The sequence below is a fragment of the Stenotrophomonas sp. YJH_SMC_81 genome (assembly GCF_059370875.1).
Genome location: NZ_JCAFUB010000001.1, coordinates 1 through 23896, shown reverse-complemented (window position 1 = coordinate 23896; position 23896 = coordinate 1). Strand labels below are relative to the sequence as shown.

Annotated in this window: 23 protein-coding genes; 15 read left to right on the top strand and 8 right to left on the bottom strand. The window is 64.0% G+C overall.

The genetic code is table 11. The features are described from left to right. The first annotated feature begins 10 nt into the window (after positions 1–10). Positions 11–1333 carry a Smlt3024 family type IV secretion system effector gene (locus tag AC5P8U_RS00115; RefSeq protein WP_088497910.1) on the top strand — a complete coding sequence of 441 codons (1323 nt, stop codon included), beginning with the start codon at positions 11–13 and terminating at the stop codon, positions 1331–1333. A gap of 50 nt (positions 1334–1383) precedes the next feature. Here the strand turns inward: AC5P8U_RS00115 and AC5P8U_RS00110 are convergent, their stop codons facing one another. Further along, entirely contained in the window at positions 1384–3525 is a 2142-nt protein-coding gene (locus AC5P8U_RS00110; protein WP_353080307.1) for a TonB-dependent siderophore receptor, read from the bottom strand. A 72-nt stretch (positions 3526–3597) separates the two neighbouring features. Continuing rightward, entirely contained in the window at positions 3598–4242 is a 645-nt protein-coding gene (locus AC5P8U_RS00105) for a TetR/AcrR family transcriptional regulator (protein WP_188240845.1), read from the bottom strand. An 81-nt stretch (positions 4243–4323) separates the two neighbouring features. Between AC5P8U_RS00105 and AC5P8U_RS00100 the strand changes: the two genes are divergently transcribed. Next, complete coding sequence (locus AC5P8U_RS00100) at positions 4324–5859, top strand: FAD-dependent monooxygenase (RefSeq protein WP_439426275.1); 1536 nt, start codon at positions 4324–4326, stop codon at positions 5857–5859. Here the strand turns inward: AC5P8U_RS00100 and AC5P8U_RS00095 are convergent. From AC5P8U_RS00095 to AC5P8U_RS00070, 6 genes are all read right to left on the bottom strand, one after another. Further along, positions 5856–7559, bottom strand: a complete 1704-nt coding sequence (locus tag AC5P8U_RS00095; protein WP_088497928.1) for an ATP-binding protein — start codon at positions 7557–7559, stop codon at positions 5856–5858. The genes AC5P8U_RS00100 and AC5P8U_RS00095 overlap by 4 nt on opposite strands. Positions 7560–7937: 378 nt before the next feature. Beyond that, a complete protein-coding gene (locus AC5P8U_RS00090) occupies positions 7938–8186 on the bottom strand; it encodes a hypothetical protein (protein WP_005417258.1) in 249 nt (82 codons plus the stop codon). Between the two features lie 113 nt (positions 8187–8299). Further along, positions 8300–8545, bottom strand: coding sequence for a hypothetical protein (locus AC5P8U_RS00085; protein WP_180883948.1), 246 nt, complete (start codon positions 8543–8545; stop codon positions 8300–8302). A 124-nt stretch (positions 8546–8669) separates the two neighbouring features. Continuing rightward, the gene (locus AC5P8U_RS00080) at positions 8670–8939 is read right to left on the bottom strand and encodes a hypothetical protein (protein WP_072168098.1); all 270 of its coding nucleotides are present in this window, start codon (positions 8937–8939) and stop codon (positions 8670–8672) included. 143 nt (positions 8940–9082) lie between these two features. Beyond that, positions 9083–10294 carry an MFS transporter gene (locus tag AC5P8U_RS00075; protein ID WP_005417252.1) on the bottom strand — a complete coding sequence of 404 codons (1212 nt, stop codon included), beginning with the start codon at positions 10292–10294 and terminating at the stop codon, positions 9083–9085. Positions 10295–10421: 127 nt separating this feature from the next. After that, on the bottom strand, positions 10422–10841 hold the full coding sequence (locus AC5P8U_RS00070) for a phosphohydrolase (RefSeq protein ID WP_188240847.1): 420 nt from the start codon (positions 10839–10841) through the stop codon (positions 10422–10424). A gap of 130 nt (positions 10842–10971) precedes the next feature. On the opposite strand from AC5P8U_RS00070, the gene AC5P8U_RS00065 reads away from it, so the two are divergent. The 13 genes from AC5P8U_RS00065 to AC5P8U_RS00005 all read left to right on the top strand — a co-directional run. Then, positions 10972–11229, top strand: coding sequence for a hypothetical protein (locus AC5P8U_RS00065; RefSeq protein WP_005417248.1), 258 nt, complete (start codon positions 10972–10974; stop codon positions 11227–11229). 35 nt (positions 11230–11264) lie between these two features. Beyond that, complete coding sequence (locus AC5P8U_RS00060; RefSeq protein WP_227837006.1) at positions 11265–12944, top strand: type IV secretory system conjugative DNA transfer family protein; 1680 nt, start codon at positions 11265–11267, stop codon at positions 12942–12944. A gap of 424 nt (positions 12945–13368) precedes the next feature. Then, entirely contained in the window at positions 13369–13815 is a 447-nt protein-coding gene (locus tag AC5P8U_RS00055) for a hypothetical protein (protein ID WP_032954281.1), read from the top strand. Between the two features lie 89 nt (positions 13816–13904). Beyond that, positions 13905–14960 carry a VirB8 family type IV secretion system protein gene (locus AC5P8U_RS00050; protein WP_138951844.1) on the top strand — a complete coding sequence of 352 codons (1056 nt, stop codon included), beginning with the start codon at positions 13905–13907 and terminating at the stop codon, positions 14958–14960. Beyond that, positions 14957–15736: a TrbG/VirB9 family P-type conjugative transfer protein gene (locus AC5P8U_RS00045; RefSeq protein WP_014037652.1), complete on the top strand. Its 780-nt coding sequence runs from the start codon at positions 14957–14959 to the stop codon at positions 15734–15736. Before AC5P8U_RS00050 ends, AC5P8U_RS00045 begins: the two co-directional genes overlap by 4 nt. Then, positions 15733–17004, top strand: a complete 1272-nt coding sequence (locus tag AC5P8U_RS00040; protein ID WP_069139857.1) for a TrbI/VirB10 family protein — start codon at positions 15733–15735, stop codon at positions 17002–17004. Before AC5P8U_RS00045 ends, AC5P8U_RS00040 begins: the two co-directional genes overlap by 4 nt. Positions 17005–17018: 14 nt before the next feature. Further along, a complete protein-coding gene (gene virB11, locus AC5P8U_RS00035; protein ID WP_021202793.1) occupies positions 17019–18062 on the top strand; it encodes a P-type DNA transfer ATPase VirB11 in 1044 nt (347 codons plus the stop codon). A 3-nt stretch (positions 18063–18065) separates the two neighbouring features. After that, positions 18066–19049 carry a lytic transglycosylase domain-containing protein gene (locus AC5P8U_RS00030; RefSeq protein WP_005417231.1) on the top strand — a complete coding sequence of 328 codons (984 nt, stop codon included), beginning with the start codon at positions 18066–18068 and terminating at the stop codon, positions 19047–19049. Positions 19050–19122: 73 nt separating this feature from the next. Next, positions 19123–19533: a TrbC/VirB2 family protein gene (locus tag AC5P8U_RS00025; protein ID WP_069139858.1), complete on the top strand. Its 411-nt coding sequence runs from the start codon at positions 19123–19125 to the stop codon at positions 19531–19533. Then, positions 19526–19834, top strand: a complete 309-nt coding sequence (locus tag AC5P8U_RS00020; protein ID WP_019660289.1) for a VirB3 family type IV secretion system protein — start codon at positions 19526–19528, stop codon at positions 19832–19834. Before AC5P8U_RS00025 ends, AC5P8U_RS00020 begins: the two co-directional genes overlap by 8 nt. An 81-nt stretch (positions 19835–19915) precedes the next feature. Beyond that, on the top strand, positions 19916–22363 hold the full coding sequence (locus AC5P8U_RS00015) for a VirB4 family type IV secretion/conjugal transfer ATPase (protein ID WP_439426273.1): 2448 nt from the start codon (positions 19916–19918) through the stop codon (positions 22361–22363). A 52-nt stretch (positions 22364–22415) separates the two neighbouring features. Next, positions 22416–23231 (top strand): hypothetical protein, encoded by an 816-nt coding sequence (locus AC5P8U_RS00010; protein ID WP_439426272.1) that lies wholly within the window; start codon positions 22416–22418, stop codon positions 23229–23231. An 83-nt stretch (positions 23232–23314) separates the two neighbouring features. Further along, the coding region (locus AC5P8U_RS00005; RefSeq protein WP_495213898.1) for a type IV secretion system protein at positions 23315–23896 on the top strand (582 nt) is incomplete at its 3' end.

Below are 23896 nucleotides of genomic sequence, written 5' to 3'. Positions count from 1 at the left end.
GGGGCAGGGTATGAGTGGATTGACAGAACGCGATCTGAGCGTCCTTGGCAGCTATGCCAGAGACGGCAACCGCGAGCTTTACTGGAACTACCTGTCGCAACTGCCGGGAGCCGATGGATACGGGACACTGGCACTGGGTGTTGTACGCAATGACAGCCTGCCGGGACGCGTCGCGAACGCGTATGCACAAAGCTACGCAAAGACCCAGCAGGACGAGGGATCCCGGTTTTCAAATGCACAGTTGACGGAGCGGCAATGGGAGTCCTTTGGGCAGACCCTGCTCGAAAGAGATCTTGAGTTGCGGCAGCAGTGGATGAACGAGCGCCGTCCAGACCTGGCACTGAATCTCCCCGGCAAGGATGTAATGCTGGCTCACGACCGGGCATTTGAACGGCATGAACTTGATCCTAACTGCTGGACGCCGCGCGTGTTGCTGCAAGCGGCTGAGCAGAAGAGCGGCCCCGAGAAGCTGGAACAGATCTGGACCAACATGCTCAACAATGACTACGCCGGAGGCCCGCGCGTAGGCAACACCAGTGTCGATGCCGTCAGCCAGATGGGATGGGTGAAGGGCGGCCAGTACCTCACCCGGTTGAGCGTGCTGGAAGCCACCCAGGCGCTGGAGGGCCGCTCAGCAGTCGATCCGAACGTCATCGGTGGCAACAGCTACTACGCGATGTACTTCGAAGCGGACAGGAAGTGGGCCAGTGTCAGCGCGGGCGGCGGCCACATCTCGATGCGGGAGATCACCGACCCCGCGCGCATCGCCGAACTCAACGACACGCGCGAGGTCCGTCTGGAGCGCCAGGAAAAACGCACCCAGTTCCACCCGGACGACCCGTACCGGACCATCACCCGCAGCCCGCTGACCGCAGCCGTGGACGACGTGCCGGATCCCTCGCAGGCACCGACCCGCCTGGCCGACATTGGTCCGGGCCACCGCGACTACGCACTGATGCAGCAGGTGCGCGAAGGCGTGGCCGCGATCGATGCCAGCGCGGGACGTACCCACGATGAGAACAGCGAGCGCTTGGTGGCGAGCGTGATGGCATTGGCCCGTCGCAACCAGCTTGAACGGGCGGACCATGTCCTGCTGAGCGCGCAGACCGCCGAGCATCCGGCCGGCCGCAACGTGTTCGTGGTGCAGGGCGAGATGAGCGATCCCGCGCATCTGCGAGCCGTCATGCCTACCGATGTTGCGGTGCAGATGCCGGTTGAACAATCACTGCAGCAGATCGAAGCTGCCAGCCTTGAGCGCCAGCAGGCGGCCATGCAGCGCCAGCAGGATATCGATGTGCAGGCGCGCGAAAGTCACGCGATACGCATGGGGTGACCAGGCGAGCGCCGAGCCGGGCGTGGGCACGGCGCCACAGGAGCGGCTCGTCAGAAGCTGTAAGCCGCCTGCACATACACCCGCCGCGGCTCGCCCGGGAAATGCCCGTTGCGCTCGATGAAGCCGCTGGCCGCGTACACCTTGTCGAACAGGTTCTTGACGTTGGCCTGGAACTGCCACTGCTTCCACGTGGTCTTCCAGCTCATGTCGAATACCGTGTATGCCTTGACCGTCTGCCCATCCAGGCTGACACGCTCGCCCACATGGTCGGCGCCGAAGCCGATTGCCGAGTTGATCGAAGGCAGGTCGTAGCGCGTCCACAGGCCGAGCTTGTTGCGTGGCGCATTCGCGAAGCGGTCGCCGGAGGCATTGGTGATGCCGTTCGGTCCGGCGTCCTTCACCCGTGCGTCGTTGTAGGCGTAGGTCAGGTTCACCACCCAGCGCTCGGTCACGTCGGCCAGCAGGTCCAGTTCCATGCCCGTACTGCATACCAGGCCCAGCGCGGCCAGCTGGTTCACGCCGTCCCGTACTTCACCGGTGGCCTGCACGATGTTGCTGCGGTCGATGCGGTAGGCCGCCATGTTCAGGGTCACACGGTCGGCCAGCAGGGACTTCAGGCCGACTTCCCATTGCCTGCTGCGCTCCGCGTCGAACGGTCCGCCGGCCGCCGGGTTCTGGTTGGTGGCACTCTGCGGCACGAAGCCGCTGGCGATGTTGGCATACAGGTTCACGCCGTCCCGGACGGTAAAGGTACTGCCCAGGCGCCAGCTGAGATCGTTGCCATCCACGCTGCCGCCACCCATGCGGTCCTCATCCTTGAAGCCATCCCAGCGCAGTCCGGCCAGCACGTGCCAGCGCGTGCCCAGCGCCAGCTCATCCTGCAGATAGCCGCCGTAGCGCTTGCTGCGGGTTGCGGTGCTGCGCCAGGGCAGGGCGGCCAGGTTGTAGTCATGCCAGGTGCTCGCGCCATAGACCGGGTTGAACAGGTCGATGCCGCGCACCGGGCCGGCGCCGCGTGCCAGGTCGGCACTGTTGGCGGTCTGCGCCGTGAAGTCGGCGTCGAGCTGATACACGTCGGCGCCGAACAGCACCTTGTGTTCGATACGGCCGGTGTTGATCCGCCAGACGGCATTGCCGCTGGCGGTGAAGGCCTCGTTGTCGCGGATCTGGTTGCGCAGCTGGCGCGTCATCCATTCGGCTACGCCATCGCGGTCACGATCGATCAAGCCCATCGGTTCGTGGTACATCTGGTGCTCGTTGTTGCTGAACCAGCGTGCAGCAATGTCCACGTCCAGCGTATCGAGCGGTGCGAAGCGGTACTGCGCCAGTGCAACCCTGGCGCGCATGTCGAGGAAATCACTGGCCTCGTTGTGGTTCCATCGCCGGTCGGTCAGGAAGCTGCCGGCATCGTTCACCGGCACACCGCGCAGCCGGTTGCCGCCCAGGTTCTGGGTGATGTCGGTGAACTGCAGCACCAGTTCGCCGGTCTGGCCAACGTCGAAGGCCAGCGATGCATCGCCGATCACGCTTTCGCTGTCGGCGTTCCAGCGCACCCCCTGCTCGCTGTCGGCATACAGGCCGGCGCGATAGCGGATGCTGCCGCTGGCATTCAGCGGGCCGGTGCCTTCGATCGATCCGGCGCGGAAGTCCTTGTCGCCTGCCTGCAGCTCGATGCGGCGTTCGGCGCGCGCCTTGGGCTTGCGCGTCACGTAGTTGATGATGCCGCCCGCATCACCACCGCCGTACAGCGCACCGGCCGGGCCCTTCAGCACTTCCACGCGTTCGATGTTGAACAGCTGCGGCACCGAGAAGCCTGCATACGGATCGCCGCGCAGACCGTCGTAGAGCACGTTCTCCTGGCGGAAACCGCGCAGCGTGACGCCGGCATAGCTGAAGAAGCTGATGCCGCTGATGCTGCGGTACAGATCGGTGACCTGGCGCGCCGCCTGGTCGTCGATCAGCTCGCGTGGCACGACCTGGATCGACTGCGGTACCCGCTCCAGCGGAGTATCGGTGCGGGTGCCGACGGCTGCATCGTTGGCGCGATACAGGGTCTGCGCGCGGCCGCGGACTTCCACTTTGTCCAGGTCCTTCGGGGCGTCAGTGGAGGTCTCGGAAGCCAGTGCAGGTGCAGCCAGGGAGAGAGGCAGCGCCAGGCAGAGGGCGTGCTTGAGCGGGGTTGGAAGGGGCATGAGGGACGAGGCCGGGCTGCAAATGAGAAAGATTAGCATTTGCAGTGCTTCGAGGCCTATCCCCCGGATGCACTATGGACGCGGGCCCGGGTCGGTATACGGAGTGCCGGCCAGGGCCACCAGCACGCCGGTCCCGCCGCGCACGATCAGCTGCAGCATCGCCTGGCGCGGATCCTCACCCTCCTGCTGGCTGGCCAGTCCTCCCTGATAGGCCGCCACCATCGACGCCAGCAGCATCGCCGCACCCAGGCGTGCCTCGGCATCATCCGCTGGCCGCCCGACCGCGCTTGCCATCAACAGCGTGAGGTCGTCGGCCAGCAGTGCCTGCAGCCGTCGCGCGTGCGCCACCAGCACCGGACTGTCGGCCACGGTGGCCCAGAAGGCCGCTGCACCGGCATTGATCCGCAACAGGGGATGGCCGCTGTCGAGCAGCTCCCTCACCAGAGACTGGAAGGCGGCCAGCGGCGTCATGCCGCGGCGCGCCGCCATGCCCTCGCGCAGCAACGCCCGCGCCTCCTCGTCGCGGTCGAATACCAGGTCCTCCTTGCTGGCGAAATAGTTGAAGACCGTCTTGCGCGAGACTCCGGCGGCCTCGGCGATCTCGGACATCGACACCGCCTCGAAGCCACGCTGGATGATCAGCGCGGTGGCGACATCGGAAATTGCCTGTCGCGTCTGTGCCTTGCGTTGCTCGCGACGGCCTTGGGGCGGGGTCATGGCGGTTGGCTTGTGTAAACGTACACCGAGTGTAACATTGTGCGCACCAGAGCGCCGGGCCGGCGCAGAGCGGGGATCCTGATGCTGTACGACGTTGTCATTGCCGGGGCCGGCCCGGTCGGCCTGTTCCTGTCCTGCGAGCTGGCCCAGGCCGGCTGTTCGGTCCTGCTGCTGGAGCAGGCTGAGTCGCCCGATTCAGCCCTGAAGCGCCTGCCCTTTGGCCTGCGCGGCTTGAACGCGCCCACGCTGGAAGCGCTGGATCGGCGCGGCCTGCTGGACGCGGTCGCGGCCCGCCAGGTGCTGAAGCCGGACAAGGGCGCACCGCCGCCCGGCACCGCCCATTGGCTGGCGCAACCGCGGCCGCTGGGAGGCCACTTCGCCGGCATTCCTTTCGCCCTGGATGACGTGGACGGCGGGCGCTGGCGTGATCGCCTGCCGACCCCGGTACCCACCCAGATGGCGGTGGAGCTGCAGTCGCTGGAGGCGGTGCTGGCCGAGCGCGCAGTGTCACTGGGTGTGCAGATCGAGCGGGGCTGTACGGTGCAGGCAGTGCACGCACACCAGTCACAGATGGAGGTGCAGACCGCTCGCGGGCTGATGCGGGGGCGATGGCTGGTCGGTTGCGACGGCGCCCGCAGCACGGTACGCAAGCACTCCGGCTTCGAGTTCGCAGGGACGGCGCCCGAGTTCACCGGGTACACGCTGCAGGTTGAACTGGCCGATCCGTCGGTGCTCACCCCGGGGCGTCAGTTCACCGAATACGGCATGTGCAATTTCAACCCGCCGGGCGTGCTGGCGCTGGCCGATTTCGACGGTGGCGCAGGCCACCGCGGGCCACTGGACCTGCACGCATCCCAGGCGTTGCTGCGGCGGGTGTCCGGGCGCCAGGCAACGATCACCGCGTTGCATCTGGCCACCACATGGACCGATGCCGCGCGCCAGGCCACGGCCTATCGCAGCGGCCGCGTGCTGTTGGCTGGTGATGCGGCGCACATGCATTCGCCGCTGGGAGGTCAGGGCCTGAATCTCGGCATCGGCGATGCGATGAACCTGGGGTGGAAGCTGGCCGCCGTGGCGCGAGGCGACGCCGCCGAGACGCTGCTGGACAGCTATCAGGCTGAGCGTCATCCGATCGGCGCCCGGGTGCTCGACTGGTCGCGTGCGCAGGTGGCGTTGATGCGACCAGGCCCAGGGCAGCGCGCGCTGGCGGCGGTCTTCGCCGACCTGGCCGCGACCCGCGACGGTGCCACCTATCTCGCTGAGCGGCTGTGGGGCGTGGCACAACCAGCGGTGTTCAACGGCGAGCATCCGTGGGTTGGCCAAAGCGTGCCTGACGTCCAGCTGGCCAATGGCGATCGCATGGGGGAGCTGCTGCGCGCAGGGAAGGGCGTGCTGCTGGGGCTCGATACCGGCGTTTCACTCGGCCCGATCTTTGCGCGCTGGCAACGCTCGGTTACCTGCGTGATATCCACGGCGCGCGATGCGATGGGACTGGGTGCGTTGCTGGTCCGCCCTGACGGTATCGTGGCCTGGGCCTGCGATGCCGGCGGCGATGCGTCGGGGCTGGCGCCCTCGCTGGAACGCTGGTTCGGTCCGCCGCGGGGAGCGACCGGCTAGGGCGATGCCACCACAGCCAGCGCGCGGCGCGCGGTCTCGGTCATCACCGAGGCCAGCTGCTTCAATGAGTACGGCTTGCGCAGCAGGGTGAAGCCATGGCCAGGATCCCGCGCCAGCAATTCGCTGTAGCCGCTGGTGAGGATCACCGGAAGCTCCGGGAAGCGGGCGCGGATGGCACGGGCCAGATCCAGGCCGTTCATGCCCGGCATTACCACGTCGCTGAACACCACATGGAAGCGCGAGGCATCCCGTTCCAGCTCGGCCAGGGCCTCGTCCGCATTGCGTGCAAGGACCACGCTGTAGTCGAGTTCGCGCAGGGCGCCCACCGCAAATTCGGCCACGTCGACGTTGTCTTCCACCACCAGCACGCAGACGCCATGCCCATGCTGCAGCCCCGATTGCGCCGCCGGCCGTTCCGTCGTTTCTCCTGCCTGCGCCAGCGGCAGGTACAGCGTAAAGCGGGTGCCGGCGCCGGCCTGGCTCTGCACGTCCACCTCGCCTTCTGACTGCTTGACGAAGCCGAATACCTGGCTGAGACCGAGTCCGGTCCCAGCGCCCACGCTCTTGGTGGTGAAGAAGGGCTCGAAAATGCGGTCAACCACCGCAGGGTCGATGCCCGCTCCGGTGTCGGTCACACTGATTGCGGCAAAGTCGCCCTTCATCGGCGCGGCGAAGCGCACCGAAGGCACGGCGGTTACCTGCTCCACCTGGATGGTCACCCTGCCGTGTCCCTCGATCGCATCGCGGGCATTGACCGCGATGTTGATCAATGCAGTGTCCAGCTGGGTCCGGTCCAGCAGTACCGGCATCGGTGTATCGGGCAATGTCAACGACACCTGGATGCGCGCGCCAAGTACCGTGGTGATGATATCCGAGAGCGCGTGCACGCTTTCGCAGAGGTCGAAGACCTCCGGCGACAGGCTCTGGCGACGCGAGAATGCAAGCAGTTGCGCGGTCAGCTTGGTGGCGCGGTCCGACGCTGTTGCAATGGCCTGGATGTAGCGGCGCCGGGTGTCGTCTGCCGGCCACGTGTGCAGGAGCATGTCTACCGAACCGGTGATGACCTGCAGCAGGTTGTTGAAGTCGTGGGCCACCCCGCCGGTGAGCTGGCCGATCGCCTCCAGCTTCTGCGACTGGCGCAGCTGCTCGCGGGCGCGCACCAGTTCCAGATGGGCCTCCCGCGCCTGCTCGGTGATCGCCGCGACCTGGCGGCTGTGCAGGTCGCGCTCGATCACCCGTTCGGTCTGTTCGCTGACCACGCACAGGATGCCGGCCACACTGCCGCAGCCGACGCGCAGCGGCGAATAGGAGAACGTCCAGAATGTTTCACGCAGCGTGCCGTCGCGATCCATCATCAGTGGCAGGTTCTTGAAACTGCGGCTGGTGCCGGCGAAGGCATCGTTGACGGCCTGCACCACGTCTGGCCATACGTCCGCCCAGACATCCTCCAGGCGATTGCCCATCGCGCCGTGCAGTTTTTCCCCCAGCATGGGCAGGTACGCATCATTGAAGAAGAACGCCTTGTCTTCCTTGCCCCAGGCAAGCCACAGGGGTTCTGGCGAATCCAGGATCATCGCCAGCAACGTGCGAAGTTCGGCGGGTGCGCTTGCGGCAGTGGCCGAGCGGGCCCAGTCACTGTCCTGCAGCAGTCGGTAAGCGAGCTGATCAGGTGCAGAGACTGGCAGGGGAAAAGGATGCATGGCCGCCATTGGCGCAGGAAGGTGGCGCAGCATAGCCCAGCGCATGTCATGACGCTCTGCACACCGCCGACATGAAAGACCTCGCCACTTCGCCGCCGACGTGGCAGCGATGTGCCCTTTGTTCCGCAGGTTGCCGCTATCGCGACGCAGCGCGAAGGGAGGCGACGCTGGCCTGAGCGGCGGGTCTAGCCCTCACGACCTGCCTGCGCGGTGAGCGCATCCCGGCCAGCCTCGGTGAGATCGATATCCCCGTCCTCTGCCTGTACCGCCCATCCGGCGGTCACCGCCCACGTTGCGGCATCACCGCGCACCGGTTCTGCAGCGGCGATGGCCTGGAGTATTTTCCGCTGTTCCACAGTCATTGCCACGTCGCGGTCCTCAGATACCCAGCAACGACGCCGGTTGCCAGTCCGACAGCCGGGCATGGCTGACCGGTTGATGGCAGCCGCACCCGTCGCAGCGGAACAATGCTCCACCTGGCAAGTGCACCAGATTGTCCTCACTGGCCGAACTGGTCGACGTGCAATGCCGGCAAGTGACCGTGAGCGCGGTGATGCGCTGCACGCCCCCTGACAGATCGAACACGGCCTCGAACGCGCGAATGACAGGGTGGGCAGTGTCCGGCATCTGAATCTCGACAGGGTGGGGAGACCTCATCGTCGCGCGCCGGTTGTGATGGGCCAGTCAGCCAGGTGCATGGACATGATCAAGACAGCCGCGGCAACCGGCAGCGCTCCATTTCAGAGATCCTTTTTCTTTCCGCTCAGGTCCAGCGGCTTGTCACTGCCGCCGCGCTCGCTCGACCACACTTCCACACCCTTGTTGCAACGGCTCTCGCGGGCAGCGACCTCGCGTGGCAGATCCTTCAGATGGGGTGGCTCCTGGCAGGCCGGATGCATGGCACTGTCGTCGTAGGTGGCGCAGGCGCTGAGCGACGCCAGAGCGATGGCAGTGAGGGTGGCGTGGAATGAAGGCTGCAGGTTCATGGGATGGCCTCGGGTAATGCCAGGATGGCCATGGAATTCAAATCCGTGACGCCGGGCATGCACAATCGGACCCGTTGCACTTGTTATTCTGTAACAAATGCGCGATAGTCCGGCCCCTGCTGGGTCAGGCGATGCAGATCATCAGCACCATGCACAGCGCCACCATCAGCACGAACACACGACGGCTCAGCGCCAGGCAGGCGAGATAGGCTGCGAGCGCCCACGCAGCCAGCAGTGCACAGGCCACCACCCACAGCCCGATCCCCATCATCGAACCGGCTGCCAACGCGGACAAGGCAATGGCCTTGGACAACGCCACCCCCAGCACGCTGCCCAGCATGCCGGCCTGCAAGGCGATGGCATCGTGGCGGGCAGGGGCGCGAGGGTGGTGCATTGCGGGTCCGGTGCAGGCCGAGGAAACGGCGTCGGCTGCACTGTGCCCAAATGCACATCCACGAAATGTGTTCATCGCGCGTCAGGAGCGCGACGAAGCCGGCTCAGTCGAACGGTTGACCTGTGGATGCGGTCGTCCGTTCTTCAGTGGTTGCCGGCGGCGACGGTCTTGCGCTTCCTGTCCAGCATCACCGCCACGCACCACAGCAGCAGGCCGCCGATCGCGGTGGCTGCACCGACATAGCCGGTACTGGCCGGGCTGAAGCCGGCGCTGATCGCCATGCCGCCCAGCCACGGGCCGAGTGCGTTGGCGGTATTGAAGGCGGCGTGATTGGAGGCCGCCGCCAGCGTCTGCGCTTCGCCGGCCACGTCCATCAGGCGCGTCTGCAGCACCGCCGCCAGCGCACCCATGGTGCCGACCGTGATGATCATCGGGCCGATGGTCCACACCGACTGTGCGGCCAGCGGATACAGCAGCAGCATCACGATCGACCACAGCAGCACCACGGCGGCGGCCTTGAAATGGAACTTGTCCACCAGCCAGCCACCGGCGATGTTGCCGATGATCGCGCCGATGCCGAACACGCCTACTGCCAGCGGCATCCACGATTCGGCCACGCCGGTGACCTGCACGAGGGTGGGTGCGAGGTAGGTGAACACGCAGAACATGCCGGCGAAGCCGACCGCACCGATCGCTAGCGCCAGCCACACCTGGGGAGTGTTGAAGGCGCGCAGTTCGCGCATCGGCGAGGTACGCACTTCGTCCGGGTCCGGCAGCAGGAAGCGCGCGATCATCGCCACCGTGGCAATGGCCAGCACGCTGACCAGGGCAAAGGCGGTGCGCCAGCTCAACTGCTGGCCCAGCCAGGTGGTCAACGGATTGCCGACCAGGATCGCGATCGACAGGCCCAGCAGCACCCGCGACATCGCCTGGCCGCGCTGGCCGGCAGGGCTGATCGCAGCGGCCACCAGCATCGCAACGCCGAAGTAGGCGCCATGCGGCAGGCCGGCGACGAAGCGTGCCACCAGCATCGTGCCGTAATTCGGTGCCAGCGCGCTGGCCAGGTTGCCGATCGCGTAGAAGCCCATCAGCGCCAGCAGCAGCTTGCGGCGCGGGAAGCTGGCACCCACGAAGGCGAGGATCGGGGCACCGACCACCACGCCGATGGCGTAGGCGCTGATCAGGTGCCCGACCTGGGTTTCGGAAATCGACAGGCCGCGGCTGATCTCCAGCATCAGGCCCATGCTGGCGAATTCGCTGGTGCCGATGGCGAAGCCACCCAGTGACAGAGCGAGGATGATCAGGGTGCGCTGACGGGGCGTCAGCCGCGCAGCCAGGGAAGAGTTGGGGCTCATGCGGGGGCGCGATGGGGCGGGGGAGCCGTCCATTGTACTGCTGCACTGCAACAGGAGCAGCAGCACTCAGGGTAAATCAGCGTTTGATCGGTGACACGCCGGCCCTCCGCGCCACCTCGCGGCCGGCTCAGATGCCCAGCGCCGCCCGGGCATGAGCGTATTTGTCGCGAAGGCGCCCTGCCGTGGTTCCGTCCAGCATCGCCAGCCGCTGTGGATCGGCGTTGTCATCCAGATCGGCGCGCTTCACTTTGAGTGCCAGCGGGTGGGCGGCAACGCGCGCGTAGTAGCTGTCCGCGTCGGGTGCTGCATCGCGGTTGAGCAGTTGCACCGCCTCGCGCAGCGGTGCGGGAAATACCTCGATCCGTGCGGCAAACGCCGGGCAGTCCTCGGCCACGTCATGCAGCCAGGCCACCACTTCGGCGTCATCGTCGCCGCGCACCGCAGCCGCCACCCGCGCCACATGGCCGATGTAAGGCTGGCCGGCCTTGTCGATCTGCCCCGCGTGGGCCTCGGTGGCCAGCGTGCGGGCAAGTGCTACCCAGTCCATTGCAGTCTCCTTGGATATCCGCGCACAGTTTCGCGCAAACGCCGCAGCGGTTGTGGATGCGCCCATGACGCTGCCACGGGCATGATGGCGAGGCAGGGGACGCAGTGTTGCCCCGACAAGGAGGAGTGAGATGCAGGAATTCAGGCATGTGCTGGAAACCCGTGGGCGCTATCAGCTGGTAGCGGTGTCCTACGAGCCGGTGTACGCTCCCGGCGATGTGGTCGGCCATGCGGTCGTCGCCGACGATGGGGATCGTCTGACCGACCTGATATCACTGGCCGAAGCGCGCCAACGCTTGCTGCAACTGGTGCGTGAAGAGGGCGAGGAGCCCGGGCTGGAAAACGAGAACCACCTGCGGAAGAAGGCGTCGCGCTGGCGCCACCGCTAGGCCGTCGCGCCGCGTGCGCATCATGGAGGATTCGGGTGTTGCCCAGTAAGAAGTATCTGCTCATCGCCATCATCACGCTGGCGACCCTGCTGCTCGGTTTCGTGTTTTCCGGCTATCTGACCCTGCTGTTCCTGGGGCTGGACACCCAGCTGTTCACCTGGAACACCTACTACCAGTACGTCCACGCCATCGGCCAACCGCAGGTCGCGCCCTTCGTGGGCAAGATCAAATGGGCGGGCTACGTGGGCTTCGGCCTGCCCTTGCTGGTGCTGCTGGTGGCCGGCCTGGTGCTGCTGCTGAAGAAGGACAAGCGCTCGCTGCACGGCGATGCGCGCTTTGCCACCGGCTCCGACCTGGCCAAGCACGGCATGTTCAAGAAGACCGGCCAGAGCATCGTGGTCGGCAGCCATGGCGGCAAGCTGGTGCGCCTGGATGGCCAGCAGTTCGTGATCCTGGCCGCGCCGACCCGCTCGGGCAAGGGCGTGGGCGTGGTCATCCCGAACCTGCTGGAGTACGGCGAATCACTGGTCGTGCTGGACATCAAGCAGGAGAACTTCGACCTGACCAGTGGCTGGCGCGCCAGCCAGGGCCAGGAAATCTATCTGTTCAATCCCTTCGCCGAGGACCGGCGCACGCACCGCTGGAACCCGCTCAGCTACGTCTCCGATGATCCGGCCTTCCGGGTGTCGGACCTGATGAGCATCGCCGCGATGCTGTATCCGGACGGGGCCGAGGACCAGAAATTCTGGGTCAGCCAGGCGCGCAACGCGTTCATGGCCTTCACCCTGTATCTGTTCGAGAACTGGGACGACGAGCGCAGCAGCGGTTTCCCGGGCGGCGCCGGCACGCCCACGCTCGGTGCGGTGTACCGTCTGTCCTCCGGCGACGGCACCGACCTGAAGAAGTACCTCAAGACCCTGTCGGAGCGGCCGTTCCTCAGCGCCAACGCACGTTCGGCGTTCGCCAACATGCTGTCCCAGGCCGATGAGACCTTCGCCTCGATCCTGGGCACCTTCAAGGAACCGCTCAATCCCTGGATCAATCCGGTGCTGGACAAGGCCACCAGCTGCAACGACTTCCTGCTGACCGATGTCCGCAAGAAGAAGATGACCATCTATATCGGCATCCAACCGAACAAGCTGGCCGAGAGCCGGCTGATCATCAACCTGTTCTTCAGCCAGCTGATCAACCTCAACACCAAGGAACTGCCCAAGTCCAACCCGGACCTGAAGTACCAGTGCCTGCTGCTGATGGACGAATTCACCTCGATCGGCAAAGTGGAGATCATCGCCTCGGCGGTGTCCTACATGGCTGGCTACAACATCCGCCTGCTGCCGATCATCCAGAGCATGTCCCAGCTCGACGCCACCTACGGCCGGGAAGTGTCACGCACCATCATCACCAACCATGCCCTGCAGATCCTGTACGCGCCGCGTGAGCAACAGGATGCCAATGACTATTCGGACATGCTGGGCTACACCACGGTGCGCAAGAAGAACGTCACCCATGCCCGCGAGAAGACCCACAACTTCACCGAGGAACGGCGCGCGCTGATGCTGCCGCAGGAGCTGAAGGCGATGGGGCCGGACATGGAGGTGTTCCTGTATGAGGGCATACCGCATCCGGTGAAGTGCGACAAGATCCGCTACTACAAGGACCGCTACTTCACCTCGAGGCTGCTGCCGAAGGTGGATGTTCCGATGCTGAACGTCTAATTCACGACGCTTAATTTGTGAATTTGATTCGAAGTTAAGAATGTGAATTCGTGATTTCGGTCAAGAATTTGGCATTTGTTCATGGATTTTCAGACTTGCCTGACATGGAATTGACGCGTGGTTGTGCGACCCTGTGTCTGTCGTCCAGAAGTGTGTGCTGGATGTCAAAGATGTAGCAGCAGGGTGGCCAGGAGTTTGTGCCATGGAAACAAGGATGGTTTCGACGTTGGTGAGGTATGCGGATGTGTTGTCGGCTGCGCCGATGGCCCCGCGACCTGGTTGGCAGCCTTTGGGCTGCAGGGGAGCCGGAGTGGGTGCGCTGCACACAGCGTGTCCCTCCGATTCCGGCGTGCGCGATGCAGCGCCGGACGACCAGGGGACCAATGCTCGGGACTGCTTTTTCGTACGTCAAAGTGAAGCCCGTATGAATCAGGCGTTTATCGCGAAAATGTCCATCGCCGCAGTGGCGGCGCTGATGGTGGCCGGTTGCGCCACCAAGTCCGCTCCGGATTTCGGAGGCCGCTGGAAGCCGGTCAACCGCTTTGCTGCGACGACGACCGAAATTCCGCTGTACTCCAGCTACGTCTACCAGGCCTCGCCGATGGATGGCACGCTCAAAGCCATGCTCGAGCGTTGGGCCAAGGATTCCGGGCGCACGCTGGACTACCGCCTCAGCTCGGATTTCACCCTGTATGGCGCGGTCTCGAACATCGACACCACCAACGCACAGCAGGCCGTGATCGATCTGACCGCAGCCTATGCAGCGCAGGGCATCTCCGTCTCCATCGTTGGCAACCAGATCGTTGTGCAGAGCGCTGGCTCGACGCCGACCGCGTCGGCGCAGGGCGCTGATTCCAACAGCGGCACCTGAGTCCACCTCGAAATCATCGAACGTGCCGCTCCCCGCGCCTGTCGCAGGGGTGCCACGCCCATTGATGTTTCAGCAGTACGGAAGAATCCATGTTCCGCAAGAAGGATCCCGGCAATAGTCCCAAGGTCGAGCAGTCGGTCGCCAAGGCGGTCAGCTACGAGATCACCGTGGCCGACATGGCACGCCGCAGCGAGCGGCGCGCATGGTGGGTCGCCACAGGCTCGTTGCTGATGTCGCTCGCCCTGGCGGGCGGCTACTACTACATGCTGCCGCTGAAGGAGAAGGTGCCGTTCCTGGTGATGGCCGATGCCTACACGGGTACCGCGACCGTCGCGCGCCTGAGTGGCACGTTCCAGGGCGAGACGATCACCACCAACGAAGCGATCAATCGCAGCAACGTCGCCCAGTACGTGCTCGCGCGCGAATCGTATGACTCGGCGGTGATGGGGCTGCGTGACTGGGAACTGGTGTTCGTGATGTCCACCGATCCGGTGGCGCAGTCCATGCGTGTCCGCTATGCCGGCAACAATCCGCAGAACCCGTTCGTGATGTATGGCCGCGAACGCGCGATCCGGGTCAAGATCCTCAGCATCACGCCGCTGGGCGCAGAACCGAACGGCAGCTTCCGCGGCGCTTCGGTGCGCATCCAGCGCAGCCTGCTGGACAAGCGCACCGGCGTCTCTACCTACCTGGACAACCAGCTGGTGACGATGCGCTTCAGCTACAACCAGAACCTGGCGCTGTCCGAACAGGATCGCATCCTCAATCCGCTGGCGTTCCAGGTCACCGAGTACCGCGTCGACAACGACTACTCGCGTGGCGTGCCGGTGCCGGATGACGGCGCCATGCAGGCACAGGCGCAGCAGGCCGCGCAGGCCGCGCAGCAGGCGCAGGGTGTCTACGATCCCAACAATCCGGCCGCGGCCACCATGATCGACCCGGCCACCGGCCAGCCGGTCGCGGTGCCAGCCAACGGCCAGGTACCGGGCCAGGCAATGCCGGGACAGCCTGTACAGGGCCAACCGATGCCGGGTCAGCCGGTGCAGGGGCAAGCGATGCCGGGGCAGGCCATGCCCGGACAGCCGGCCATGAGGCCGGCGCAGAACAATTCCACCGGAACTGCTGATGGAGCAAGCAACCGATGAGTAGTCGAAATATCAGGGGAAGCGCGCTGGCGCTGCTGTCGATGTTGTCGTTGCTGTTCTCAGCAGCGGCGATGGCGCAGGCGGTTGACCACTACGAGTACGAGAAGGACCGTATCTATCCGGTTCGCACCGGCCTGGGCCTGACCACCCAGATCGAGTTGAGCCCGAACGAGAAGATCCTCGACTACAGCACCGGCTTCAGCAGCGGCTGGGAACTGACCCGCCGCGAGAACGTGTTCTACCTCAAGCCGAAGAACGTCGACGTTGACACCAACATGATGGTGCGCACCGAGACCCATTCCTACATCTTCGAACTGAAGGTGGTGGCCACCGACTGGCGCCAGCTGGAGCAGGCACGCCGTGCAGGCGTGCAGTACAAGATCGCCTTCGTCTATCCCAACGACACCGTGTTCGGTGTCGCCCAGGAAGCGGTCGAAGAAGAGGCCAAGCCGTTGTTGAGCTCGGAACTGGCCAAGGACCGGCAGTACAACTTCAACTACTCCTATTCGACCAGCAAGGCGAAGAAGATGGGGTGGCTGATCCCGGTCAACGCCTACGACGATGGTCGTTTCACCTACCTGAAACTGCCGAATTCGCCGGAGTACAAGACCGGCATCTTCCCGGCGGTGTTCGGTCGTGAAACGGAATACGGTGAAGACTTCGTGGTCAACACCACGGTTGAAGGCAATACGCTGATCGTGCACGGGACGCACCCGTACCTGGTCATCCGCCACGGCGACTTCGTCGTCGGCCTGCGAAGGAACGTGAAGAAATGAGCCAGCAGAACACTCCCGGAAACGACCCGAACAACGGACGCGACGAGAGCCAGAGCCCGTACGGCGCACAGGGTGCCGCGGACGCGCCGTCGAATCCCTACTTCGGCACGACCCAGGCCGAGCCCGCGCCGGATCTGGATGCGGCCGCGCCGCAGCTGCGCTCGGCCGAAGAGCAGCGGTTGAACCGCAAGGCGCTGCTGTTCCTGGGCGGTATCGTGGTGCTGCTGGTGGCCATGGGTTTCCTGCTGTTCCGCAAGGGGCAGGATGACAAGAATGCCGTGCAGAAGGTGCCGGACGTTGCGCGCGTGTCTACGCCGACGCTGCCGGACGCCGTGCAGACGAGTCCGGTGCCCTCCCAGGCCATGCAACCGGTTGATCCGATTCCGATGACGCCGCCGCTACCGCCGCCGCCGCTGGATTCCACCCCGCTGTTCGTTCCCCAGTCCGATTCGGCCCGCGAGATGGACCGTGGCCCGACTTTGCTGGACCGCCGCATCGGCTCCGGGAGCGGGGTGGGTGGTGGTGATGGACAGGATGGCAACGGGGGCAATGGCGGCCGCGGCATGGATGAGTACACCCGTACCATGCTGGCGCAGCTGCCCAACAATCAGGCGGCGCCGGCAAAGGTCCGTCGCGGCCCGGACGTCGAGGATGTCTCCAGCGCCACCTACATCCAGAGCCCCGACGCGCTGCTGGTGCGTGGCACCTACCTGCGTTGCGTGCTGGAAACCCGCATCATCACCGATCTCGCCGGCTATACCTCGTGCCTGCTGACCGAGCCGGTGTACTCGATCAACGGTCGCAACCTGCTGCTGCCGAAGGGCTCCAAGATCTATGGCGCCTACGGCGGCGGTCCGATGGGCAAGCGCGTGGAAGTGATCTGGGATCGCATCACCACACCAAATGGCATCGACGTTGCGATGTCCAGCCCGGGCGTGGATCAGCTGGGTGGCGCCGGTCATCCGGGCCAGTACAGCGCGCACTGGGGTAGCCGTATCGCTTCGGCGCTGATGATCAGCCTGATTTCCGATGCCTTCAAGTATGCGGCCGCCGAGCACGGTCCGGAGACCACGACCATCGCCAACAATGGCATGACGGTGCAGTCGCCTTATGAGAGTGCTACCGCACGCACGATGGAGCGCCTGGCCAATGAGGCTCTCAGCAGCAACCGTCGTCCGCCGACCGTCACCATCAACCAGGGCACGATCGTGAACGTCTACGTTGCAAAGGACGTCGACTTCACCAACGTGCTGCACCCCCGCCGGTAACCCAACGAACGATCATGGACGCCGAAGTGTCACCCCTCGCCCTCGTCTCCAGCGATTTCCTGCGCTATCAGTACGAAGTGCTGGGCATCGCCGAGTACATGACTTCCCCGGAAGTGACGGAAATCTGCATCAACCGTCCCGGTGAGCTGTACCTGGAAACCCGGGCGGGGTGGCAGCGGGTGGACGTGCCGAGCCTGACCTTCGAGCGGGCCCGGCAGTTCTGCACGGCGGTGGTGAACGAGAGCAACACCGGCCAGCGCATCACCGATGCCGATCCGGTCGTGTCGCTCACGTTCCCCACCGGCCAGCGTGCACAGTTCGTCATTCCGCCCGCGTGTGACGCTGGCAAGGTGTCGATCACCATCCGTCTGCCGTCCAAGCACACCAAGTCGCTCACGCAGTATCACGAAGACGGCTTCTTCAATCAGATCCTGGAATCTGATGGCAGCATCAGCGAGCAGGATCGCGAGCTGCTGGAGCTGCGTCATTCGCGAGAGTACGCCGAATTCTTCCGGCGTGCGGTGATGTACCGCAAGAACATCGTGGTATCCGGCGCGACCGGCAGCGGCAAGACCACCTTCATGAAGGCGTTGGTCAACCATATCCCGGACAACGAGCGCCTGGTCACCATCGAGGACGCACGCGAGCTGTTCCTGACCCAGCCCAATGTCGTGCACCTGCTGTATTCCAAGGGCGGGCAGAGCACCAGCAATGTCACGGCCAAGAGCTGCATGGAAGCCTGCCTGCGCATGAAGCCCGAGCGCATCATCCTGGCCGAGCTGCGCGGTGACGAGGCGTTCTACTTCATCCGCAACTGCGCGTCCGGCCACCCGGGCTCGATCACCAGCTGTCATGCCGGCAGCCCGGAGCAGACCTGGGACCAGCTGGCGCTTATGGTGAAGGCTTCAGCCGAAGGTTCGGGCCTGGAGTTCAACGTGATCAAGCGGCTGTTGATGATGACCATCGACATCGTTGTGCATATCAAGGCGCATGCCGGCTCGCGCTACATCACCGGCATCGACTTCAATCCTGGGCGTGCCCAGGGGCAGGAGGGCTGAGGGATGCTGCCAGGACTGGAAATGATGGCGTGCCCGGAGATGGCCGTGTCGATGGATGTGATGCAGCACGTCATCAACGTCGAATCGTCGCGCAATCCCTACGCCATCGGCGTGGTCGGCGGTGCACTGGTGCGCCAGCCCAAGGCGTTGGATGAAGCGCTGGCGACGGTGCGCATGCTGGAAGAGAAGGGCTACAACTTCTCGATCGGGCTGGCCCAGGTCAATCGCTACAACCTGGGCAAATACGGGCTGGATTCCTACGAGAAGGCCTTCCAGCAGTGCCCGAACCTGCAGGCCGGTTCGCGCATCCTTGCTGAATGCTACAAGCGTTCCGGCGGTGACTGGGGCAAGTCGTTCAGCTGTTACTACTCGGGCAACTTCGAGACCGGCTTCCGTCATGGCTACGTGCAGAAGATCTACGACTCGATCCGCCGCGGCCAGCAGGTTGCCAGCAATGGTGTTGCGCCGATCGACGTGGTGAGCCGCGGTGAACGCCGCAGCGTGAAGGTCGAGCATCATCCGCAGCTGGCCTCTCCGGCGCAGGCGCGCATCGTTGCTCAATCCAATGGCCCGGTGTACGTGCCGTCGGAAGATCCGGCACGCGCGTATGTCGTGTATCCCTCCACCGGTGCGATGGCGCGGGGCAGCCTGCTGAACATCGCTGACCAGGCGCTGTCCAAGGTGGTGCTGGGTTCGGTGGATCGGATGATGCAGCCGCAGGCGCAGCCGGCCCAGGCGGGCGCCTATCCGCAGCAGCAGGCCGGCGGCATGCCGCAGCAGCTGCCACAGCAAGGCCCCGCACAGGCGATGGCCATGCCGCAGCAGTTGCCGGGCGCGGCTGGCGCCGGCAACGAAGGGCCGGTGATGTTGCGCCCCTGGAGCGAGCGTAACCAGCCTGTGGCCGGTACCGACAATTCGTACAACGCGCCGGTGCAGGCCGCACCGGTGCAACAGATTCCCGCAGGGGATGCGGCCTTCGTGTTCTGACGAAGTCGTGGTGCGGCCAGTCCCCCGGCTGGCCGATTCAGTTGTGTTAGTCCATCAACAAGGAAATCAATCCATGAAGCGATCCAATCTCGACCTCGTCCAGGCCCAGCGCACGCTGAAGACCCTGCTGATGGCCACGATCTTCGTTGGCGCACTGTTCGCCCCGCAGGTGTTCGCCACCAGTCCCGACTTCGGCGGTACCGACAAGAAGGTCTGCGGCTTCTTCTCCAACATCAACGGCCTGCTGAACATGGCTTCGATCGCCGTGGTGACCATCGCGGTGATCTTCGCCGGCTACCAGATCGCCTTCGCACACAAGCGCATCGCTGACGTCGCGCCGATCCTGATCGGTGGCGTGCTGATCGGTGCCGCCGGCCAGATCGCGCGCATGCTGCTGGGCGAAGGCAGTGATGGCAAGTGCGGCGGCGGCACCGGCACCACCTACTACCTGATCAACAACGCGATCCAGTACTACAGTGCATAAGAACGTCGTGTTCCGCGGCTGCACGCGCCCGGCCATGTTCCTGGGCGTGCCCTACCTGCCATTCTTCATGGTGGCAGGTGGGTTGCTGCTGCTCAGCATGTACACGAACTTCTGGTTCCTGCTCACCATCCCGGTGGCGGTCTTCATCATGCGGCAGATGGCCAAGCGTGACGAAATGATCTTCCGCCTGTTGGGCCTGCGCCTGATGTTCAAGCTGAAAGTCCGCAACGTGCAGGAACACGATGGCATGTGGGTGTTCAACCCCAACCATTACCGCGACAAGCCGGCCCGAATGGATTGAGGTCCGGATCCGGCCCGGCGGGCGCAAGCGCCCGTCGGGTCTGTTGAAACTTCTTGGCAGTACCTCTTTGGAAGCAGTCGTATGTTCAGCCCAGACACCTCCATCAGCGAGTTCATTCCATTGTCGTCGCACGTCGCCCCGAACGTGGTCAAGACCACGGGCGGCGACTACCTGCTGACCTGGCATCTGGAAGGGCTGCCGTTCGTCGGCCGTGAGGAGTGGGAGCTGGAGCATCGCCACAACACGTTCAACCGCCTGCTGCAGACGCTGCGTGCTCCCGACTTCGTGAACGTGGCGTTCTGGGTGCATGACATCCGTCGTCGCCGCACGCTGAAGGGCAAGAGCAACTACAAGCAGCGCTTCAACCAGGACGTGTCCGACCAGTACATGGGCATGCTGTCCTCGCAGCGCATCATGCAAAACGAACTGTACCTGACCATGATCTATCGCCCCGTGGTGGCGGGTAAGCGCTTCGTCGAGAAGTCGGCGAACGTGGACAAGCTGCGCGCGGAGCAGGAGCAGGCAGTCGAAAAGCTGATGGAACTGGCCGGCAACGTCGAGGCCGTGATCCGCGACTACGCGCCGTATCGCCTGGGCATGTATGAGGCCAAGAATGGCGTGGTGTTCTCGGAAACGCTGGAGCTGTTCGGCTACCTGATCAATCGCATTGACGAGCCGGTCCCGGTGCTGTCGGCACCAATCAAGGACTACCTGCCGGTCAGCCGGCACATGTTCTCGTCCAAGACCGGTGACTTCGTCATCAATACCCCCAATGGTGCCAACCACTTCGGCGCCATCCTGAACATCAAGGAGTATGCCGAGGGAACTTACCCGGGCATCCTCAACGGCCTGAAGTACCTGGACTACGAGTACGTCATCACCCATTCGTTCAGCCCGATGGGGCGTCAGGACGCGCTCAAGGTGCTCGACCGCACCAAGGGCATGATGATCTCCTCCGGCGACAAGGCGGTGAGCCAGATCGTCGAGCTGGACCAGGCGATGGATCAGCTGTCGTCGGGCAACTTCGTGCTGGGTGAATACCACTTCATCATGGCGGTCTACGGCGACACCCAGGCCAAGCTGTCGCAGAACGTCGCTTCGACCCGCGCCGAGCTATCCAACGCCGGCTTCGTGTCGACCAAGGAAGACCTGGCGGTTACCTCGTCCTTCTATTCGCAGCTGCCGGGCAACTGGCGCTATCGCACACGCTTGGCCAATGTCAGCTCGCTGAACTTCCTGGGCCTGTCGCCGCTGCACAACTTCGCCACTGGCAAGCAGCACAACAACCCGTGGGGCGACTGCGTCACCACGCTGCAGACCACCAACGGCCAGCCGTACTACTTCAATTTCCACGCGACCCATCCGTCGGAAAACTCGCTGGGGGAGAAGGCGATCGCCAACACCATGGTGATCGGCAAGTCCGGTACCGGTAAGACCGCGCTGATCAACTTCCTGCTCAGCCAGGTGCAGAAGTATGAGCCGTCGCCGACCATCTTCTTCTTCGACAAGGACCGTGGTGCGGAAATCTTCGTGCGGGCCTGCGGAGGCAACTACCTGGCCCTGGAGAACGGCGCGCCGACCGGCTTCAACCCGTTCCAGTGCGAGAACAACGAAGCCAACGTGCAGTTCCTGGCCGACCTGATCAAGGTGCTGGCCGGCAAGCGTGAGTACAGCGCCCGCGAGGAAGAGGATATCTATCGCGCTGTAGAGAGCATGCTCGATACGCCGATGCACCTGCGCAGCATGACCAACTTCCAGAAGAGCCTGCCCAACATGGGTGACGATGGGCTCTACGCGCGCATGCGCCGCTGGACCTCGGGCAATTCGCTGGGCTGGGTGTTCGACAATCCGGTGGATACCGTCGACCTGAGCAAGGCCAATATCATCGGGTTCGACTACACCGACATCATCGACAATCCCGAAGTGCGCGTGCCGGTCATCAATTACCTGCTGCACCGCCTGGAGTCACTGATCGATGGTCGTCCGCTGATCTACGTGATGGACGAGTTCTGGAAGATCCTGGACGGCGAGGGTGGCCTGAAGGAATTCGCGAAGAACAAGCAGAAGACCATCCGTAAGCAGAATGGTCTCGGCATCTTCGCAACGCAGAGCCCGGAAGATGCACTGAAGAGTGATATCTCCGCCGCCCTGATCGAACAGACCGCCACGCTGATCCTGCTGCCGAACCCGAATGCCAGCAAGAGCGATTACATGGATGGCCTGAAACTGACCGAGGCCGAGTTCAGGGTGGTTACCGCCCTGGACGAGCGCTCGCGCTGCTTCCTGGTCAAGCAGGGTCATGCCTCCAGCGTGTGCCAGCTCAACCTGCGTGGCATGGACGACATCCTGTCAGTGATCTCGGCGTCCACTGACAACATCGACATCATGCATCGGGTATTGCAGACAGCTGCGGTACGCGCACGGGTGACGGTGGATGAGCTGACGCCGGAACAGTGGCTTGAAGATTTCTACAAGAATCGAAAGGGCTCGGGCAAGGCGGCTGTCGCAGCGCGCGACACTGTTACCTGATCCGCGAGACGGCCTGCCCGAAGACTACGAGTTCCGATCAATGGAGACTGATATGAACAATACCAAGCAAGCTTCCTCGCCCCGCCGCCGCGCGCCCCGTCTTGCAGCGATGACCGTGGCAGCCATGATGGCGCTCGGCACCGGCAATGTCAGCGCCTGGATTCCCGTGCAGGAGACCGGTACCAGCCTCATCCAGCACCTGCTCAATCAGATCAACACCTACAAGACCGAGGCGACCGTCTACGCGGCCAAAGCGCAGGACGCGGCCGAGTACGTCGAGCAGAACACCCGCTGGATCCGCACGCTGGAGCAGTATCGCCAGGCGCTGATCCAGGTGCAGGCGGCGGTGAACAGCTTCGGTATGCCCGACAGCGCGCCGCTGGTGCCGGTGGCACCGAACTATCTGGTTGCCGAAACCTGCGGCAAGGCGCTGGACTTCAGCCTGGAGTCCGCCTTCAAGGTGTTCGTGTTCAATCCGCAGGCGGATGTGAAGGAGCAGCAGATGCAGATCTGCGTCAACATCCGGATGATGCAGAACCGCAAGTACAACGACGCGATCGATTTCCTGACCCAGACCGTTCCGCGCATCAACAACTCCTTGACCCGCATCCTCAAGATCCGCCTGACCAACAACGATCAGGGCACCGTGCAGGGTGCCGACAGCGAATCGCTCCGCACCGCCAATGACATTGCCGCACTTGCCCAGAGCTGGGAAGCGCGGATGAAATCCTATGATGCCTATATCGAGGTCATGGAGTCCAACCAGAAGGTGGTGGCGCAGGCCGCATTGAAGGGGGACCCGACCAAGCAGCTGATCAGCGACATGGTCAAGACCACCGCACTGAAGGCCGCGCTCAGCGTCAAGTGATTGCAGGCCGCTAATACGTAGACATGCGCTGCAAAGCAATGCGGCATTTCATGCAGTAACGGAATTACCAAGGGATTGTGGAAATGACGATCAGGTGGCTGGCCAACTTTGATTTCTCAGGCGGATTGCAGGATCTGCTGGGCTACGCTGTGCGTGTCCAGTCGATCGGCGATTTCGTCTTCTTCAAGCTGATCATGGATTACCTGCGCGACAGGATCAGTGACTACGGCATCGACCTGATGGGGCGCATGATGTCCTGGGTCGGTGGTATTGCCCTGGTGCTGATGACGCTGTGGGTACTGATCCAGGGCTTCCGGATCGTCACCGGCCGCAGTCGCGACTCCATGATGGTGCTGGTGACCAATATGGCGCGCGCGGCGTTGATTGTGAGCGTTGCCACCAGCATGGCGATGTTCGGCAGCAACCTGCAGAAATTCCTCAACGAGGACGTCAAAGGCCTGATCACCCACGTGGTGACCGGCAAGGACCAGCAGCCGGAAGACCAGATCGACAAGAGCTTGGCCTGGATGCAGGTGGCGCTGTCGAGCATTGATGGCATCAAGATCCTGAATGATCCAGGGTTGCAGGCGGACAAGACCCGGGCGCTGTGGTTCATCGGCCTGGGCACGGGCGGTCCGGCCGTCACCGCTGGTGCGATGTTGCTG